The organism is Sulfitobacter sp. KMM 9851 (genome assembly GCF_057178245.1).
The window spans coordinates 3,287,259-3,304,611 of the sequence record NZ_CM169991.1 but is presented as its reverse complement, the minus strand read 5'-3'; the positions used below and the strand labels follow the sequence as shown (position 1 = coordinate 3,304,611).

Below are 17,353 nucleotides of genomic sequence, written 5' to 3'. Positions count from 1 at the left end.
CTTATCTTGTGCGGTTTGCCGTGCAAGTTCCATCAGCTTTTACTCAGGTTTATCAACATGAAACTCTCTCTTTTTGCGGGGGGCTTTGCCCTTGTACTTGGCGCATGCGCCACGGCGCCCACACCCTTGCCAGATGTTACGGCACAGACCGCAGCTGCGGATCGTGTTGTGCTGTCGCCGGTTCGCCACGCAGACCCTTTAGCGGGTTATGTACAGCGCGCGCCAACCGGCCCGCGCGATTGGCGCACCGTTAACCAAGAACAGTCGGAGGGCAATTGATGCGGCCTTTCAAAACCACGCTGATACTTGGCGTGCCACTGCTGGTCGGCGCTTGCGCGACGGCAGTGCCTGACATCTATACCAGTCCCACGGCCGGTTTCGCCAATGTCTCCAGCCAGACGTCTGCCGCCATCGGCAAGCGTACCGTCTTTGCCCAGACCGCGGCCGAGAATATGGCGGTCAAGGCTGACGTCAAAAAGATGGTCTATCACAAGACAATTTCAGCCGAGACCGCCGTGCAGGTTGCCCTGCTCAACAACAAGGGCTTGCAGGCCTCTTATGCGAATGTGGGGCTGTCGGCGGCAGAGGCATGGCAGCAGTCTACGCCAGAAAACCCCGTCGTCTCCATTGGCATCTTGGGGATTGGGGCCGCCGAGCTGGGGGCGTACCGCGCCATCGAAGGCATGATTGCCACCAACATATTGGATGCGAGGACCCGCAAACAGCGCGTGGCCCTGGCCGATGTGAATTTCCGTGCAGCACAGCTTGAGGCGGTAAACGACACGCTGACACTGGCCGACCAGACACGTCGCGCCTGGATTTCTGCCGTGGCTGCGTTCGAGGTTGTCAGTTATCTCAACCGCGCCAAGGCGACCTCGGACGCGGGCTCTGAACTGGCGCGTAAACTGGGCGAGACCGGCGCGCTGAACAAGGCAGGCCAGGCGCGCGAACAAGCATTCAATGCGGAATTGGCCGGACAACTGGCGCAGGCCCGACTGAACGCCAGCCGCGCCAAGGAAAACCTGACCCGGCTCATGGGGTTGTGGGGTGCTGACGTCGACTACTATGTGCCAGATGCGCTGCCACCTTTGCCGCGTTCTGTCGGTCAGGTGGCGGGGATCGAGGCCAAGGCCCTGCGCAACCGGCTCGATCTTCGCGTCGCCAAACTGGGCCTTGAGGCGCAGGCCGCGGCATTTGGCCTGACAGATCAGACGCGGCTGGTCACAGACCTTGAGATCATCGCGGGGTTTGAGACTGAACGCGAGGCTGAGGACGGTGACGTAGAAACCAGCACCACCCCACAGCTTGAGCTGGAATTTGCCATCCCGATCTACGACAGCGGCAAGGCCCGGATGCGCAAAGCCGAACTGGCCTATCTCCAAGCCGCCAATGTGCTGGCGGAAAAGGCCGTGAACGTGCGTTCAGAAGCGCGGGGCGCCGAGGTGGGCTACCTCGCCTCGTACAAGATCGCGCGGCATTACCGCGATGTGCTGGTGCCACTGCGCAAGACCGTCGAGGAAGAAGGTCTGCTGTCTTACAACGGCATGATCACCAACACATTCGAGCTGCTAACCGACGTGCGCGAAAAGCTGGGCGCGCAACTGGAGGCGGCCAATGCCAAACGCGAATTCTATATGGCGCAGGCCGATCTGACCGCCGCGATCTATGGCGGTGGTGCGGGCAGCGGCGGCGGAGCCGAAGGTGGTGCCACGCTGGCCGCTGGCGGCGGTGCAGGACATTGAAAGGACAGGATATGATGAACAGACGTCAATTGCTGGGCGCGGGGGCCGCGGGTGCGGCGCTGGTGTCGTCACAGGCCTGGGGCAAGACAACCAACATGGGCCTGCCCGAAGCCGCACAGATGGACAGCGCCGCCACCGCGATCACGCCGCGCCCGTCCTCGGGGCCGGACTACAACCCGGTTGTCACGCTCAATGGCTGGACCTTGCCGCACCGGATGAACAACGGCGTGAAGGAGTTTCACCTTGTTGCTGAACCAGTGGAGCGCGAGTTGGCCGATGGCATGATCGCGCATCTGTGGGGCTACAACGGCCAGTCGACCGGCCCCACGATCGAGGCGGTTGAGGGCGACCGCGTGCGCATCTATGTCACCAACCGCCTGCCGGAACACACCACCGTGCATTGGCATGGGTTGATCCTGCCCTCGGGCATGGACGGTGTTGGCGGGCTGTCGCACCCCGGTATTCCGCCGGGCAAGACCTATGTTTACGAATTCGACCTCACGAAATCCGGCACCTTCATGTACCACCCGCATGCGGATGAAATGGTGCAGATGGCGATGGGGATGATGGGCATGTTTGTCGTTCACCCCAAAGATCCTACGTTCATGCCCGTGGACCGCGATTTTCTCATCATGCTCAACGCGTTTGACATTGATCCTGGCACCTATGTGCCGCGCATCATGACGATGACGGATTTCAACCTGTGGACATGGAACAGCCGGATTTTCCCCGACATTGACCCGCTAGTGGTCAACCGGGGCGACAAGGTGCGCGTGCGGGTCGGCAACCTGACAATGACCAACCACCCGATCCACATGCACGGCTATGATTTCAAGGTCACCTGCACCGACGGCGGCTGGGTGCCCGAGGCGGCGCAATGGCCGGAGGTCAGCATCGACATCCCCGTGGGTGCCATGCGCGCCTATGAATTTGTCGCGGAACATCTGGGCGACTGGGCAATCCATTGTCACAAGTCGCACCACACGATGAACGCGATGGGCCACGACGTGCCGACCTTTATCGGCGTCGACAAAAAACCGCTGGCCCGCAAAATTCGTACATTCCAGCCCGAATACATGCCCATGGGTACGGCTGGCATGGCGGATATGGGCACGATGGAAATGCCGCTGCCCGACAACACGGTGCCGATGATGACCGGCTGGGGGCCACATGGCCCCATCGAAATGGGCGGCATGTTTTCGGTTGTGAAGGTCCGCGAAGGGATCGACGCCGATGATTACGAAGACCCCGGCTGGTACGAAAACCCGCCCGGCGAACAGGCCTACGAATGGACCGGCGAACTGCCGGAGTTTGCCAGCAACACCAGCCCGAAAACCCAGATCACCCCAAAACCAACCTCAAAGGGCTGAATGGCCCTTTGCTCCAACAACCTATGCAACCTACAGGAAAAATGATGAAAAACCTTCTTTTGACCACCACCATCGCCCTCGCCCTCAGCGCCCCTGCCTATGCCGCAGGCGGCCACGAAGGCGGCCACGGCGATGACCATGCCGCCGAACACGCCGAGATGATGATCGGCCTGCCCGGCGACGCCGCATCGGTGGACCGCACCATCGAAGTGACCATGCGCGAAACCGACGATGGCGAAATGCTGTTTGAACCACGCGAGCTTGAGATCGCTAAGGGCGAAACCATCCGCTTTAACGTCATCAACAAGGGCGAGTTGGAACATGAATTTGTGATCGACACCCTTGAGCGCAATGCCGAACACAAAGAAATGATGGCAAAGATGGACATGGAACATGACGATCCCAACTCTGTCCGTCTGGACGAGGGCGGCGCGGGCGAGGTGATCTGGACCTTTGCCAATGCCGGCACGTTTGAATTTGCCTGCCTGATCCCCGGCCACTACGAATCCGGCATGCACGGATCCATCGCTGTAGGTGAGAAAATGGCCGAAGCCGTGGTGGAATACGCGACTGGCAAGATCAAGAAGGTCGACGCCAAGGCGGGCAAGGTCACCATCATCCACGGCCCTCTGGCCACGCTCGACATGCCTGCGATGACAATGGTGTTCCGCGCCGATGAGGTGATGATCGCGCGGATGTCCGAAGGTCAGGACATCGAATTTGTCGCAGATCGTGTCAAAGGCAAGTTGACTGTCACACAGATGAAGTGACCTTTTTCGCAGGGGTGGCCTAAACCGCCCCTGCGTTCACAACCGCCCCTGCGTTCACAACCGCCCCTGCTGTCACAACCGCGCTGTCGCGCTGGCCAAGCCGTGCGTCACGGCGGTAAATACCTCGGAAAAGCTGTGACGTGCGTTCGGGAACTCCGACTTCATTGCACTCGATACCACCGACATCAGGCTCGACCCGCCGACGTAGATCACATGATCAATCTGGTCAGCCGCAATCCCCGCACGCTGCAAGGTATCGCGCGCACCCTTTTGCAAAGTGGTCGCAAAAGGGGCAAGGATATGGGCCAGATCATCCGGGGGAAGTGTGGCGAATAGGCCTGCGTTGATCACGTCCATCTCGATACGCGACTGCGCCCGGCCCGCGTTCGCGTCGATCTTTCCGCGCTCTACTGCAAAGGCCAGTTCATGGCCAAGCTCGTCCTGCAATACAGCGCTCAGCCGGGCGAATTTTTCGGGTTCAACGGCCATGCGCCCCATCTCTGCCACATCGCGACGATTCTGCGCGGTATAGAGAAATGGTATTTTCTCCCAGGTTGCCAGATCGTCAAACAACGCATTTGGGGCGGGCAGGGTGCCGGGGCCCATTACATTGCGCAGTTCGACCCCCTTGCCCAGCAGCGGCATCACCTGTTCAAAACTGATCGCGCGGTCAAAGTCGGTTCCACCGATGCGTACCCCGTGGTTGGCCAGAATATCTACCCCTTCGGCCCCTGCGCGAAAGACAGAAAAATCCGATGTGCCACCGCCCACGTCAACGATCAGCCCGGTTTCACCTGCGTGGTCCAGCGCCCCGCTGGCAATGGCTGCGGCCTCGGGTTCGGCCATGAACGTCACATCGCCAAATCCAGCCGCGAGATAACAGGCGCGCAGATCATCTTCTGCCTGTTGTTCGCGCGGGTCGTCCGAGCCGTGAAACACCACGGGGCGACCGGATAGAGCGTGGTCAAATCGCAGTCCGGTCTCCGCTTCGGCTCGGCGTTTTATTTCGCACAGGAAACGGGCGATGATATCGACGAATGTGACCCGTTCGTTCAGGATCTGGCGTTTTTCATGCATCAGGCTGGTGCCCAAAACGCGCTTGAGTGCGCGCATGAAACGGCCCTCGACCCCATCGAGAAGTGCTTGATTGGCAGGGTCGCCGATCAAGGTCTTGCGGCTGTCAAAGTCGAAAAAGAAGGTGGTGGGCAGGGTGGTCTGTCCCGGCGCCATTTCGATCAGGCAGGGCATCCCGTCGTGCAGATATCCTGCGGCGGTGTTTGATGTCCCGAAATCAATGCCCAATGCGCGGCTCTGCCCTGACATATCTCGATCTCTCCTGCGTCAAAACGAAAGACGCGGGTCTAGGCAGGGGGCGGGGGCAAGTCAAGCGATCACAAGGGTGGTCCTGCGCGGCATGCCCCCGCTTCTTCGCTGGTGTCAGAATTGGCGTGACAGGGTCAGCTTTAGATTGCGGCCCGGCGCGGGGCGGGTGGACAGATGCGGCGTGTAATCGCGATCAAACACATTCTCCACACCGACCCGGATCTGCGTGTCACGCAGGATACCGGACTGCGGCACGTAGGTGGCGCGCAGATTGTGCACGCCAAAGCCTGCGCGGTTGGTCGTTCTTGTCGCGACATTGGCATTGGCGACCATTTCCCAACTGACGTCCAGCTCATCTCCGAACTTCTTGCCCAGCGTCACGCGGAGAGAATCAGCAGGCGTGTTGCGCCATGTGGTAGCTGGCACAGCTGCACCGAATTCCATCCCATTTACGATATTGGCGTTCACATCCAGATACAGCCCGCTCGCCATTGCGTAAGAAGCTTCGATTTCCAGCCCTTCCGTTTCGATCCGGTCCAGCGCTGGCGCTGGGCGCAGCCCCGGCACGGTGTAGGATGTTACGTCGTACAGGTCAGTCTGATAAAGCGTCGCTTTGATCGCAAATCGGTCGCCGCCACGGATCAGGTCGTGCCTGTCGAACGCCACGCCAAGCTCGAATGTGCGCGACTTCTCTGCCTGAGTGATAAAGGCCGCATCGCCCAGATCGTCAATGATTGGAAGGCTTTCCGTATAGGCCGCACTGCCAAACAGCGCCACACCATTACTGAGGGCATAGCGCAGCGACAGCCCGCCCATCAGCGCGTCATCGACAAAGCTGCCATCATTGGGCGCTGTCGTTCCGTCAATGTGCGACCGCTCATAGCGCAGCGCAGGCGTGATCGTCCAAGCGTCGCCAATGGCCATGTAATCCACCACAAAAAACGCCATACGGTTGTCCACGCCTCCGGGGGCCGAGCTGGCATTTAGCCGTTCCTTGCGCGTGAACTCCAGACCGGTGCGCAGATCGTGGCTGACGGGGCCGGTGACGAACAAACTGGTATTCTTGAAGGACAGTTTGCTGGTCTGGTACCGGTGATCGGCATTTACCAGCGGCGCCAATCTGGCAAAGCCTGGCGTCCCTTCCATGGGCGAGCTGCCCGGCACATAGGTTTGATCAATTTGCTGGTCGGCGTGCGACAGCGCCACGGTCAAATTCAGCAGATCATTGTCCAGCGGGTTGAAGTTATAGCTTAGCACGGCGGTGCGCGATGCCGTGTCACGGTCAACATTGCCAAAGGCATCGGCCGTGGTTGTAAAACTATCATAGGGCACGTCGCGGTCACTGGATTCGGTATTGTTCAGGCTGAAGGTCAGCGCGTGATAACCGTTTTCGCCGAACGTATATTTCGCTTTGACCAACCCCGACGGCAATGTGAAGGCGCTGTTGCCAATGGTATTTCCGGCGCCATCCTGTTGATCGCTCTGATCACGCCAGGTGTAGTTCAGCAGAAACTCCATATTTGCATCTGGCTGCCAGGCAAGCGTGCTGGAACTGGTGACACCGTTGCCATTACTCGTAAACTCCAGTGTCTGGCCAAAGACAAACCCCGGCGCGCCACCAGTGAAATCCGACGCGTCCTTGGTCTCAAGCCGGACCACGCCGCCGATGATCCCGGCGCCATATTCGAAACTGCCGACGGTGCCGCGGATGACGCTGACGTTCTTGTACAGAAATGGATCGGTAAACAATTGCGTGCCGATCCGGTAAAGCTCTTCGGCCCCGACGCTGGCACCGTCGACCTGCACCGCGACCTTTTGATCTGTGCCATAGGTGCCATTGGCGCCAAAACCACGGATGTTGATGCCCGACCCTTGCGGGGTGGACCCGTTTACAAGGCTTACGCCCGGAACAGAATCAATCAGTTCGGCAACGGTGCCCGCCTGACGGTCGTTGATTTCATCCTGATCGACCTGCGTGATCGGGGTGGCGGTGTTGGTCTGCACATCGCGTTTGCTTTGACCCAGGATCAGCGTGCCAAGGTCGGCAGTGCCGGTATCCTGGGCATGGGCCGTGGCGGCGCCAAAGATGAATAAGAAAAGGGCGGTGGTGCCGCGCAGTTGCGCATGTCTGCCAACGGAAGGTGTCATGTTGTTCCTCACAAGCGTTCTGGAATAGGGGGCCGTTTGCTTGCAAGTGGCTGGCGTCGGGTGGGTGAAAAAAGACGGGCCAAACTGGCTTGGCTCTTGCGCCTTCTAGAAATGTTGACTAAAACTGTCAACTATAAAGCTTGATTGCCTAGCGGTCAGGCCGCCAGCCCGTGCCGTTTTGCGCACTCTGCCAGCCCCGTCCGGAACCACGATCAGGCGCAGGTGCTACATGAACGATCTTACCCCCCTTTCCCCGGCCGATATCCGTGCTTTTCGCGCGGATCATGCGCAGATGCGCGAACGCGATCTGGCTGATAAGCTGGCAATCAGCGAGGCCCAATTGATCGCCGCCCACAGCGGCGACATGTCGACACGTATCGCCCCCCATCCTGATGGCATCATGGCAGCGGCACAGAGCCTGGGCGAGGTTATGGCCCTGACCCGCAACCAATCCTGCGTGCATGAAAAGACGGGGATTTACGACAACTACCACTCCGGCGCCCATGCCTCGATGATCCTGAACGACGAAATTGACCTGCGAATTTTCCCCAGCCACTGGCAGCATGCCTATATGGTCGAAAAGGAAACGGACTCGGGCGTCCGGCGCAGCCTGCAAGTTTTCGACGCGGCGGGGGACGCGGTGCACAAGATTTTCCTGCGTGATGACGCGCATCTTGCGGCATGGGACAACGCGAAAAAGACACTGCGCCTAGATGATCAGTCACAAGTGCTGGATGTGTCGGACCGTGTGCCAGACGAGGCCCCAAAAGGTGATGTCGCCAAGCGTGAAATCCTGCAAAGCGAATGGGCGCGTATGACGGACACGCACCAATTTATGCGTCTGACCTCCAAGCTCAAGATGAACCGCTTGGGGGCATACCGCATCGCGGGCGCCCCCTATGTGCGGCAATTGGCCGTGGGTGCCGTGGACGACATGTTGCAGGCCGCACAGGCACGTGGCGTCGAGGTCATGATCTTTACCGGCAATCGCGGTTGCATCCAGATCCATTCCGGCCCGATTGAGACGCTCAAGCCCATGGGCCCGTGGCAAAACGTGCTTGATCCCCGCTTTAATCTGCATTTGCGGCTGGATCACGTGGCCGAGGTTTGGGCCGTTGATAAACCCACCAAACGCGGCCCCGCAGTATCGGTCGAGGCATTCAATGCAAATGGCGGGCTGATCTTGCAGGTATTTGGCGTCGGCAGGGAAGGGCGCGATAGCCGCCCGGCATGGCGCGACATTGTCGCGGGCCTCGCCTCGGATATCCCGGCATGAGATGGCGCAAGTTCATTGGCCGGGCTGGCGCGGCGCTTGGCGTCCTGGGGTTGGGCGCTACGGCGGCAGTGGCGGCGGACAAACCGGGTGGCATCGTTGCAATCGGCGGATCGGTGACGGAAATCATCTACGCCCTTGGCGCGCAGGACCGTCTGGTCGCACGGGATACCACATCGACTTTCCCGGTAGCGGCGCAGGCCTTGCCCGACGTCGGTTACATGCGCGCCCTGTCGCCGGAAGGCGTGCTATCAGTGGGGCCTCGGGTGATCATCGCTGAAGAGGGTGCAGGCCCGCCCGAAACGATTGCCGTGCTGCAGGCCGCCAATGTGCCTTTCGTCACTGTGCCAGAGGACTATTCCATCGCAGGTATCGCAGTAAAAGTGCAGGCAGTCGGTGCTGCAATTGATGAACCTGCGCGCGCGCAGGCGCTGGCTGATCAGATACGCCGCGATCTTTCTTTGGCGACGGAACAGGCCCAGACCAAGGCAGGAGGGCCCCGTAAATCGGTGCTGTTCATCCTCAGCATCCAAGGGGGGCGCATCATGGCATCGGGGCGCGATACCGCCGCTGCCGCAATGATCGACCTTGCAGGCGGTACCAACGCCGTAACCGCTTTTTCGGGGTACAAACCCATGACCGACGAAGCCGTTCTGGCCGCGAACCCCGATGTGATCTTGATGATGGACCGCGGCGGGGACCATGACAGCACGATCGCGGATCTGGTCGCGCTGCCCGCCATTGCCCCCACCCCCGCCGGACAGGCGCGCGCCGTGGTGCGGATGGATGGGCTGTATCTGCTCGGCTTTGGTCCACGCACGGCGGCGGCGATCACCGATCTGAACACCGCCCTGTACGGAGGCTGATCACGTGACGGCCTATGCGGAAATTCGCGGCGCACAGCGCGTGACTGATCGGCGCAGTAGCGCGCGGCGGGCACATATCTGGCTGGCGCTGCTGCTGGCTGCGGTCAGCGTGATCAGCCTGACCTACGGCGCCTCCGGTGCCTCGCTTTGGGGCGCGTTGGGCAAAATGGCGCAAGGGGCACCTCTGACACAAACCGAACGCGTCGTGCTGTGGGACATCCGTCTGCCGCGCTTGATCTTGGGCATCTGTGTGGGCGCGGCGCTGGCGGTGTCGGGCGCCGTGATGCAGGGCTTGTTTCGCAACCCATTGGCCGATCCGGGATTGGTGGGCGTCAGCGCGGGGGCGGGCCTTGGTGCGATTGCCGCCATCGTCCTGGGTGCTGCGCTGCCCCTGTCATTGATGGGGTGGATTGGCCCCTGGCTGGTGCCGTTGGCCGCGTTCATTGGCGGCTGGTCAGCCACGATGGTTCTCTACCGGGTTTCCACACGGCGCGGACGCACATCTGTCGCAACGATGCTGCTGGCGGGGATCGCGCTGGGCGCGCTGACCGGGGCGGTGTCTGGCATATTGGTTTATATCGCCGATGACGCACAGTTGCGCGACCTGACCTTTTGGGGGCTGGGGTCACTGGCGGGGGCAACATGGACCAAAGTGATGGTTGCCGGGCCGCTGATCGTGTCGGCCATCCTTGTGGCCGGTTTTCTGGGCCACGGCCTGAACGGTCTTGCCTTTGGCGAAGCGACGGCCGCGCATATGGGCATCCCGGTTCAACGCGTCAAGAACATTGCGATCCTGACGGTGGCCGCCGCCATTGGGGCAGCGGTGGCTGTGTCGGGCGGCATCGGGTTCATCGGCATCGTCGTGCCACATCTGCTGCGCTTGGCCACCGGACCGGATCACGAAACCCTGCTGCCCAACGCGGCGCTGCTTGGGGCCAGCCTGCTGTTGATTGCCGATGTCATCAGCCGGATGATCATCGCGCCCGCTGAACTGCCGATCGGCATCGTTACCGCCGTGCTGGGCGCCCCGATATTCCTGTGGATATTGCTGCGGCGTCGCGGCTTGGTGGATCTATGATGTTGCAGGCATTTGACATTCACGTGCGCATTAACGGCAAACCCATCCTGCACGGCGCTGATTTTTGCGCCCGCGCCGGGCAATTCACCGCCATCGTCGGGCCAAATGGGTCGGGCAAATCGACGCTGCTCAAGGCGATAACGGGCGAGGTTCCCTTTGACGGGCAGGTGATTTTGAACGGCCTGAACCCCGCAACTCTGAAACCTTGGGAATTGGCCGCGATACGGGGTGTGCTGCCACAGGCGACAACGCTGGCGTTTCCGTTCACCACCGCCGAGGTGCTGCGCATGGGGCTGCGGGCGGGCACATCAGGGGCGGCAACGGCGCTGGCCGACCGCGCGCTTGCGGCGGTTGGGCTGGCAGGCTACGGACCTCGGTTCTATCAGGAACTGTCCGGCGGCGAACAGCAACGCAGCCAACTGGCCCGCGTTCTGTGCCAGGTTTGGGACCCGGTCGTGGCAGGCATCCCGCGCTGGCTGTTGCTCGACGAACCCGTCGCCAGCCTTGATATCGGTCACCAGTTGATCGTGATGCGGCTGCTGGCCAATTACGCCGCCCGTGGCGGCGGCGTGGTGGCAGTGATGCACGATCTGAACCTTTCAGCGATGTTTGCCGATCAGATGGCCGTGGTCAGTGCGGGGCGCGTCACTAGCAGTGGCGCACCGTCGCAGGTGATGACGAACGACATCCTGTCGGAGGCCTACCACTGCGCATTGCGGGTGAACACAACACCGAAACGGGGTCAAAGCTTTGTTCTGCCGCATGGCAGCGTGGCCTGACTTGGGTTGGACGGGGGGGATACAAGGTATGGAATAACCCCGTTTTACAACTGTTCAGTGCGGTTCAAGATGCGCTAACCCTGAGCGGGGATAGCCGGGCGCGAGGACGAGATGAGAAACTGGACACGCAGAGCGGCGCTTTTGGGCAGCGGGGCCGCATTGGGGGCATGGGCGGGCCGCGGATTGGTGGCGCGTAATCCCAGCATGATCGGTACCCGGTCCCTCGCTGTGGCCGAAACCGGGGGCGTCATGAATGACGCCAGCCTGCTCAGCCCCACTCCGATCTATAAACATATCCTTCTTAAGGATGATCCCGGCGACACACTGGTCGCCGCCATCCGTGCCGAGATCAGGCAAGCGCGCGCGCAAGGGCGTCCTGTCAACGTCGGCGCGGCACGCCATTCGATGGGCGGTCAGGCGATACCGCGCGACGGTCACGCCATTACATTCGACAATGCACTGGTCGAGCCGGACAGCCCTGCGGGCATATATCGCGCCCACGCCGGCGCGCGCTGGTCGCAGGTGATCGCGGCCCTTGATCCTATCGGCTTTTCGCCCAAGGTTATGCAGTCCAACAATGATTTCGGCGTCGCGGCAACATTCTGCGTCAACGCGCATGGCTGGCCAGCGCCCTTTGGCCCGATGGGCAGTACCGTGCGTGGCTTTGATATGGTGCTGGCTGATGGCGAATTGGTGCGCTGTTCACGCGATGAAAATACCGAACTGTTCAGCCAGACGATGGGCGGCTACGGCCTGACGGGCATCATCACCACGCTGGACGTCGAGATGGAAAAGAACACCCGCCTGAAACCCACATTCACCGAAATGCCCGCCAAGGATTTTGGCACCGCCTTTGTCGAAGCATTGGCCGACCCGACCGTCAGCATGGCCTACGGGCGGCTGAACGTGGCGCGCGCGGATTTCTTTACGCAGGCGCTGATGATCACCTACCGCGCCACAGACGATCAATCCGATCTGCCTGCCGCCGCAGGCTCTGGCATGATGTCGAAACTCGCGCGCCATATCTACCGCGCGCAGTTGGGCAACGAACCGATAAAGCGCCTGCGCTGGTGGACGGAAACCGATCTCGGCCCAGCAGTCGGCGGCGGTGCCACGACGCGCAATTCTTTGATCAATGAGCCGGTTATAACGCTGGATGACCGCGACGACACCCGCACCGATATCTTGCATGAATACTTCGTGACGCCTGAAAGATTTCCCGAATTTCTGGCGCTCTGCCGTGCCGTGATCCCTGCCTCGTATCAGGAGTTTCTGAATGTCACCCTGCGCTTTGTGAACACCGATCCTGAAAGCTGGCTCAACTATGCGCCCGTGCCGCGCATCGCTGCTGTGATGTCCTTCAGCCAGGAAATGACCGCCCGGGCCGAGGCCGATATGGCCCGCATGACCCGTGCGCTGGTGGACGGTATCGTCGGCATCGGCGGGGCATATTATTTGCCGTATCGCCCGCACCCAACGCCCGCGCAACTGCTGCGTGCCTATCCCCGCGCCGGTGAATTTGCCGCAGCAAAACGCGCGATGGACCCGGACATGATTTTCCGTAACAACCTGTGGGACAGCTATCTGGAGTATCTATGACCGTCTTGCAAAAAATCTGCCTTGGCTACTTTGTGGCGCTGATGGGTGCTGCGTCGTTGAATTACATTCCTGGCCTGACCGATGATCAGGGGCGCGCCTTTGGCATCTTTGCGTTGGATATTTTTGACGACGCGCTGCACGTCGCCTCAGCGCTTTGGGCGCTGGGCGCGGCGCTGCTGTCACATCGGGCGGCTCGGTTCTTCCTGCTGGTGTTTGGTGCGCTATACCTTGGGGACGGTGTGTTTGGATTCTTTACTGGTTATGGATACCTCGACCTTGGGATTTTCACGCATGGCTCTGATGGGCTGTCGTTCACGCTCCTGCGGGTGCTGGCGAATGCGCCACATCTGGCGTTGGGCGGCTTTGCGCTCTGGGCCGGTATGCGGTTGAACCGGGCCTGATGCGCCGGATGGGCCAATGGCTGCTGCGGCTCGGCTTGGTGCTGGGCCTGTGCATCATGGCGTTACTGGCACCTGTCGCTTGGGTGGAAATTGCCTGCCGGGGTGAGGTGGTCGCAAACGGCTATGCCGCGCTGCTGCCGCCCGATCACCGCCGCGCGGAAGCGCGCACATTGCTGACCTACCCGGAATGGCACATCGTGCATGCCTATGACGACTATGCGCAGGTGATCCAAGGCGGGTACCCGCATGATTTTGGCTATTTCCGTGCGATCCGCAGCTATTGGTCGTCGCTTTGCGCGCTGAACGAACAGGCGGGCGCACATGGCGGGGTCGATACAGCGACCAAACAGTTGGTCTATGTCATCGGCACCAGCTTTACCGCCGAACTGGCGCTCAAGGCCGCGTACGAAGAAACGCTTGGTCGTCTGTTCACTCTGCTGCGCGGACCACAGCACAGCCCCCTTGATGATCTCTCGGCAGATCAGGCCGCAGCATATGCCAAGTTTTTGCAACAGGTGCCGTGGTACAAATGGGATTTTGACGCCGACCGCACCGCACTTGCCGCGGCCCGCAGCGGCGCCTTGAGGGACCACGAACGTAACCTCGCGTTGGGCGCGGAATACGCTGCCAAATCAGCCTACGCCGGGATCATCGCATCGGCCGTCGCGGCGACGGGGACGGATGAACTTACCCTAAGGATGATCGTTACCGGCGCCAGTACAGAAGCGCTGGCGGCCATGCCGGATATTAGCGTGATCGCAAACCACTCCGAAGGGGTCGAAATTGAGACACCGCGTTACCGCGCGCTTACGCATCTGTTGGCGCAGATGGCCGGGCAGGGCGTTAATATCGTCGAAATCGCCGGTAACGACGATATCCTGCTGACCGTGATATCAGACAGCCCAACGATGAAAAACGCGATCTTCAGTTTTCCGCGTCAAGGGTATGGCGATACCCGCCATCTGCTGCTGGTCAAGGTGGCCGATCTGATGTCCACCCTGCGCGCGATTGCGGATGGCCCGGCACAGTTGGAACATGTGCATGATTACTAAACTCACCCTGGCCCTGCTGGCGGTCGCCTGTGGCTGGATCGCGGTGCTGGCCGGGGTCATGCTCCTGTCTGATGCGGCGCCGGCGGCGCTGGTACTATGGCCCGATACGGTCTTCTTTCAGGCTCTCCCGCCCGGCGTCAGCATCCTGTCTCAAAACGCGATCAGCGTGACACTGGCCAGCGAAATCCCCGGTTTTGCCACGGCACTCTACCAGTCAGGCGCGATTCTGGTGCTGCCTGCTGGCTTATTGGGCTGCGCACCCTTGACTTCCTGAGCGGCAAAAGGTGTACCTGCCCCGAACCAAAATTAGCCCTAGGAAGGGACCATCATGCACGCCTATCGTAGCCACACCTGTGCCGATCTGAGCCTTGATAACAAGGGCGACAACGTGCGCCTGTCCGGCTGGGTGCACCGCGTGCGAGATCACGGCGGCGTGCTGTTCCTCGACCTGCGCGATCACTATGGCATCACCCAAGTGATCTGCGACCACGACAGCCCGGCCTTTGCCGAGCTGGAAAAGGTGCGGTCGGAATGGTGTATCCGCATCGACGGCACGGTCAAGGCGCGCGACGAAAGTCTGGTAAACCCCAAGCTGCCGACCGGCGCGATTGAGGTCTATGCCCGCGATCTCGAAGTGCTGGGTGCCTCTGCCGAACTGCCGCTACAGGTGTTCGGCGATCAGGAATACCCCGAGGAAACCCGCTTGCGCTACCGCTACCTCGACCTGCGCCGCGAAAAGATGCAGGCGAACATGGTGCTGCGCTCCGACGTTGTATCCTCGATCCGCAAACGTATGTGGGATCAGAAATTCCGCGAATTCCAGACCCCAATCATCACCGCCTCGTCGCCCGAAGGCGCGCGCGATTTTCTGGTGCCTTCGCGCCTGCACCCCGGCAAGTTCTACGCCCTGCCGCAGGCCCCGCAGCAGTTCAAGCAGCTGCTCATGGTCTCGGGCTTTGACAAGTATTTCCAGATCGCGCCCTGTTTCCGCGACGAAGACCCGCGCGCCGACCGCTCGCCGACCGATTTCTACCAACTCGACCTCGAAATGTCCTTTGTCACACAGCAGGATGTGTTCGACACGATCCAGCCCGTCATCGCCGACATTTTCGAGGAATTCGGCGGCGGCAAAAACGTCGACAAAACCTGGGAACAGATTTCCTACAAGGATGCTGCCCTGTGGTATGGCTCCGACAAACCCGACCTGCGTAACCCGATCAAGATGCAGGTGGTGTCGGATCATTTCCGCGACTCCGGTTTTGCCATTTTCGCGAAACTTCTTGAACAGGACGGCACCGAAATCCGCGCAATTCCCGCCCCCACCGGCGGATCGCGCAAGTTCTGCGATCGCATGAACGCCTTTGCGCAAAAAGAAGGGCTGCCCGGCATGGGTTATATCTTCTGGCGCGACCAGGGCGAAGGCATGGAAGCCGCGGGCCCACTGGCCAAGAACATCGGCCCTGAGCGCACCGAGGCAATCCGCCAGCAGCTGGGTCTGGGTGTCGGCGATGCCGCGTTCTTCCTTGGCGGCAAACCCAAGGCATTTGAATCCGTTGCCGGGCGTGCGCGCAACGTGATCGGCGAAGAATTGGGCCTGACCGACAAGAACCGCTTTGCCTTTGCCTGGATCGTCGACTTCCCAATCTTTGAAAAAGACGAAGAAACCGGCAAGATCGACTTTGAACATAACCCGTTTTCGATGCCCCAGGGCGGCATGGAAGCGCTGCAAGGCGACCCACTCAAAGTGCTGGGCTATCAGTACGATCTTGCCTGCAATGGCTACGAACTGGTCTCCGGCGCAATCCGAAACCACAAGCCCGAGATCATGTTCAAGGCATTTGAAATCGCGGGCTATGGTGAAGATGAGGTGCGCAAGCGGTTCGGTGGCATGGTCAATGCCTTCCAATACGGCGCCCCGCCCCACGGCGGCTGTGCCGCTGGCATCGACCGCATCGTGATGCTGCTGGCAGAAGAGGCAAACATTCGCGAGGTCATCCTCTTCCCGATGAACCAGCGCGCCGAAGACCTCATGATGAACGCGCCCAGCGAGCCGGCCAGCGATCAGTTGATGGAGCTGGGCCTGCGCGTGATCCCTCAGGATCAATAAGCTCTCCTACGACCAAGATAAAAGGGCCGCCCATCTGGCGGCCCTTTTTGATTAATCTTCCAGACTGTCTTCGCGTTTTTCGTCGATCAGCTTGCGCTCTTGCTTTTTGCGCGCCTCGAACTTTGCACCAAATTCTTCGTTCTTCTCCGCGCCAATGACTTCCTTGGCGCGGGTGAATATCTCGTCCTCTTCCTCGTCGATGTGATGCTCATACTCATGCTTCAGCGTTTTGAACCGTGTCAGCCAACCCGGCGACGCCATGTCCATCTCGTTCAGCTCTTCCAAAATGTCGTCAAGCTGCTGATGCTCATGCACTGAATGGCGCGCAGCATCCTGGCCCCAGGTCTTGGAAATCAACTTGGAATAAAATGTCTCTTCCTCGGCGGCGGCGTGGGATTTCACATCGTGATAAAACCGGTCCCAGGCTGTACGTCGCTCGTCTGACGCTCCTGTTGTTTCGGCAAGAGTGTTCAACAATGTACGGTGTTCGTCATGATCAGCTTTGATCGCATCATAAATGGAGGGCATCGGGCATTCCTTCGTTGTTATGCCCAAACAACGCACCAGCCGTGGCGACGGTTCCCGTCAGAAGGTCGCAGTGACACTGGCGTAGCTGGCCACATTGGTGACACCACTCTGCGCGCCTGCATGCAGCGCGGCAATCGTGACCACGGTCAGGCACAGAACATTTGCCACAACGACGATCCAGTCCACGGGCGGCTGTTGGTCTTGGGTGTTCTGTGGCGTCGTGCTGTTCATCTCAGGCTCCTGCGGGCCATGTTGCGCCCCTCTGTGATACCATAATGCTGGACGCTGAATGTGGCACGAATAGGGTCATGCCACGC

General features: G+C 60.4%; 16 protein-coding genes. 12 read left to right on the top strand and 4 right to left on the bottom strand.

The genetic code is table 11. From position 1 onward, the window contains the following. Positions 1-278 precede the first annotated feature (278 nt). The 3 genes from AC1965_RS16345 to AC1965_RS16335 are packed head-to-tail and all read left to right on the top strand — an operon-like array spanning position 279 to position 3,882. Entirely contained in the window at positions 279-1,742 is a 1,464-nt protein-coding gene (locus tag AC1965_RS16345; protein WP_483883968.1) for a TolC family protein, read from the top strand. An 11-nt stretch (positions 1,743-1,753) separates the two neighbouring features. Then, a complete protein-coding gene (locus tag AC1965_RS16340) occupies positions 1,754-3,112 on the top strand; it encodes a multicopper oxidase family protein (RefSeq protein WP_483883967.1) in 1,359 nt (452 codons plus the stop codon). A gap of 44 nt (positions 3,113-3,156) precedes the next feature. Further along, the gene (locus AC1965_RS16335) at positions 3,157-3,882 is read left to right on the top strand and encodes a copper-binding protein (protein WP_483883966.1); all 726 of its coding nucleotides are present in this window, start codon (positions 3,157-3,159) and stop codon (positions 3,880-3,882) included. Between the two features lie 72 nt (positions 3,883-3,954). On the opposite strand, the gene AC1965_RS16330 is transcribed toward AC1965_RS16335, so the two are convergent. Together AC1965_RS16330 and AC1965_RS16325 are read right to left on the bottom strand one after the other, a co-directional pair. After that, a complete protein-coding gene (locus AC1965_RS16330; RefSeq protein WP_483884897.1) occupies positions 3,955-5,205 on the bottom strand; it encodes an Hsp70 family protein in 1,251 nt (416 codons plus the stop codon). Positions 5,206-5,319: 114 nt separating this feature from the next. After that, the gene (locus AC1965_RS16325; RefSeq protein ID WP_483884896.1) at positions 5,320-7,353 is read right to left on the bottom strand and encodes a TonB-dependent receptor domain-containing protein; all 2,034 of its coding nucleotides are present in this window, start codon (positions 7,351-7,353) and stop codon (positions 5,320-5,322) included. 229 nt (positions 7,354-7,582) lie between these two features. Between AC1965_RS16325 and AC1965_RS16320 the strand changes: the two genes are divergently transcribed. The 9 genes from AC1965_RS16320 (at position 7,583) to aspS (ending at position 16,508) form a co-directional block, all read left to right on the top strand. After that, a complete protein-coding gene (locus AC1965_RS16320) occupies positions 7,583-8,629 on the top strand; it encodes a hemin-degrading factor (protein WP_483884895.1) in 1,047 nt (348 codons plus the stop codon). Further along, a complete protein-coding gene (locus tag AC1965_RS16315) occupies positions 8,626-9,492 on the top strand; it encodes a heme/hemin ABC transporter substrate-binding protein (protein WP_483884894.1) in 867 nt (288 codons plus the stop codon). Before AC1965_RS16320 ends, AC1965_RS16315 begins: the two co-directional genes overlap by 4 nt. Positions 9,493-9,496: 4 nt before the next feature. After that, positions 9,497-10,570, top strand: a complete 1,074-nt coding sequence (locus tag AC1965_RS16310; protein WP_483884893.1) for a FecCD family ABC transporter permease — start codon at positions 9,497-9,499, stop codon at positions 10,568-10,570. After that, positions 10,570-11,349: a heme ABC transporter ATP-binding protein gene (locus AC1965_RS16305; protein ID WP_483887070.1), complete on the top strand. Its 780-nt coding sequence runs from the start codon at positions 10,570-10,572 to the stop codon at positions 11,347-11,349. Before AC1965_RS16310 ends, AC1965_RS16305 begins: the two co-directional genes overlap by 1 nt. A gap of 111 nt (positions 11,350-11,460) precedes the next feature. Next, positions 11,461-12,948, top strand: coding sequence for an FAD-binding oxidoreductase (locus tag AC1965_RS16300; protein ID WP_483884892.1), 1,488 nt, complete (start codon positions 11,461-11,463; stop codon positions 12,946-12,948). Next, positions 12,945-13,349: a hypothetical protein gene (locus AC1965_RS16295; protein ID WP_483884891.1), complete on the top strand. Its 405-nt coding sequence runs from the start codon at positions 12,945-12,947 to the stop codon at positions 13,347-13,349. The genes AC1965_RS16300 and AC1965_RS16295 overlap by 4 nt, the downstream gene beginning before the upstream one ends. Positions 13,350-13,357: 8 nt before the next feature. After that, positions 13,358-14,401 (top strand): hypothetical protein, encoded by a 1,044-nt coding sequence (locus AC1965_RS16290; RefSeq protein ID WP_483884890.1) that lies wholly within the window; start codon positions 13,358-13,360, stop codon positions 14,399-14,401. Beyond that, positions 14,391-14,675 (top strand): hypothetical protein, encoded by a 285-nt coding sequence (locus tag AC1965_RS16285; protein ID WP_483884889.1) that lies wholly within the window; start codon positions 14,391-14,393, stop codon positions 14,673-14,675. The genes AC1965_RS16290 and AC1965_RS16285 overlap by 11 nt, the downstream gene beginning before the upstream one ends. A gap of 54 nt (positions 14,676-14,729) precedes the next feature. Next, entirely contained in the window at positions 14,730-16,508 is a 1,779-nt protein-coding gene (aspS, locus tag AC1965_RS16280) for an aspartate--tRNA ligase (protein ID WP_483884888.1), read from the top strand. 51 nt (positions 16,509-16,559) lie between these two features. Here the strand turns inward: aspS and AC1965_RS16275 are convergent, their stop codons facing one another. Both AC1965_RS16275 and AC1965_RS16270 read right to left on the bottom strand, forming a co-directional pair. After that, on the bottom strand, positions 16,560-17,036 hold the full coding sequence (locus tag AC1965_RS16275) for a hemerythrin domain-containing protein (protein WP_483884887.1): 477 nt from the start codon (positions 17,034-17,036) through the stop codon (positions 16,560-16,562). Positions 17,037-17,093: 57 nt separating this feature from the next. Further along, positions 17,094-17,267, bottom strand: coding sequence for a hypothetical protein (locus AC1965_RS16270; RefSeq protein ID WP_483884886.1), 174 nt, complete (start codon positions 17,265-17,267; stop codon positions 17,094-17,096). Between the last annotated feature and the right edge of the window lie 86 nt (positions 17,268-17,353).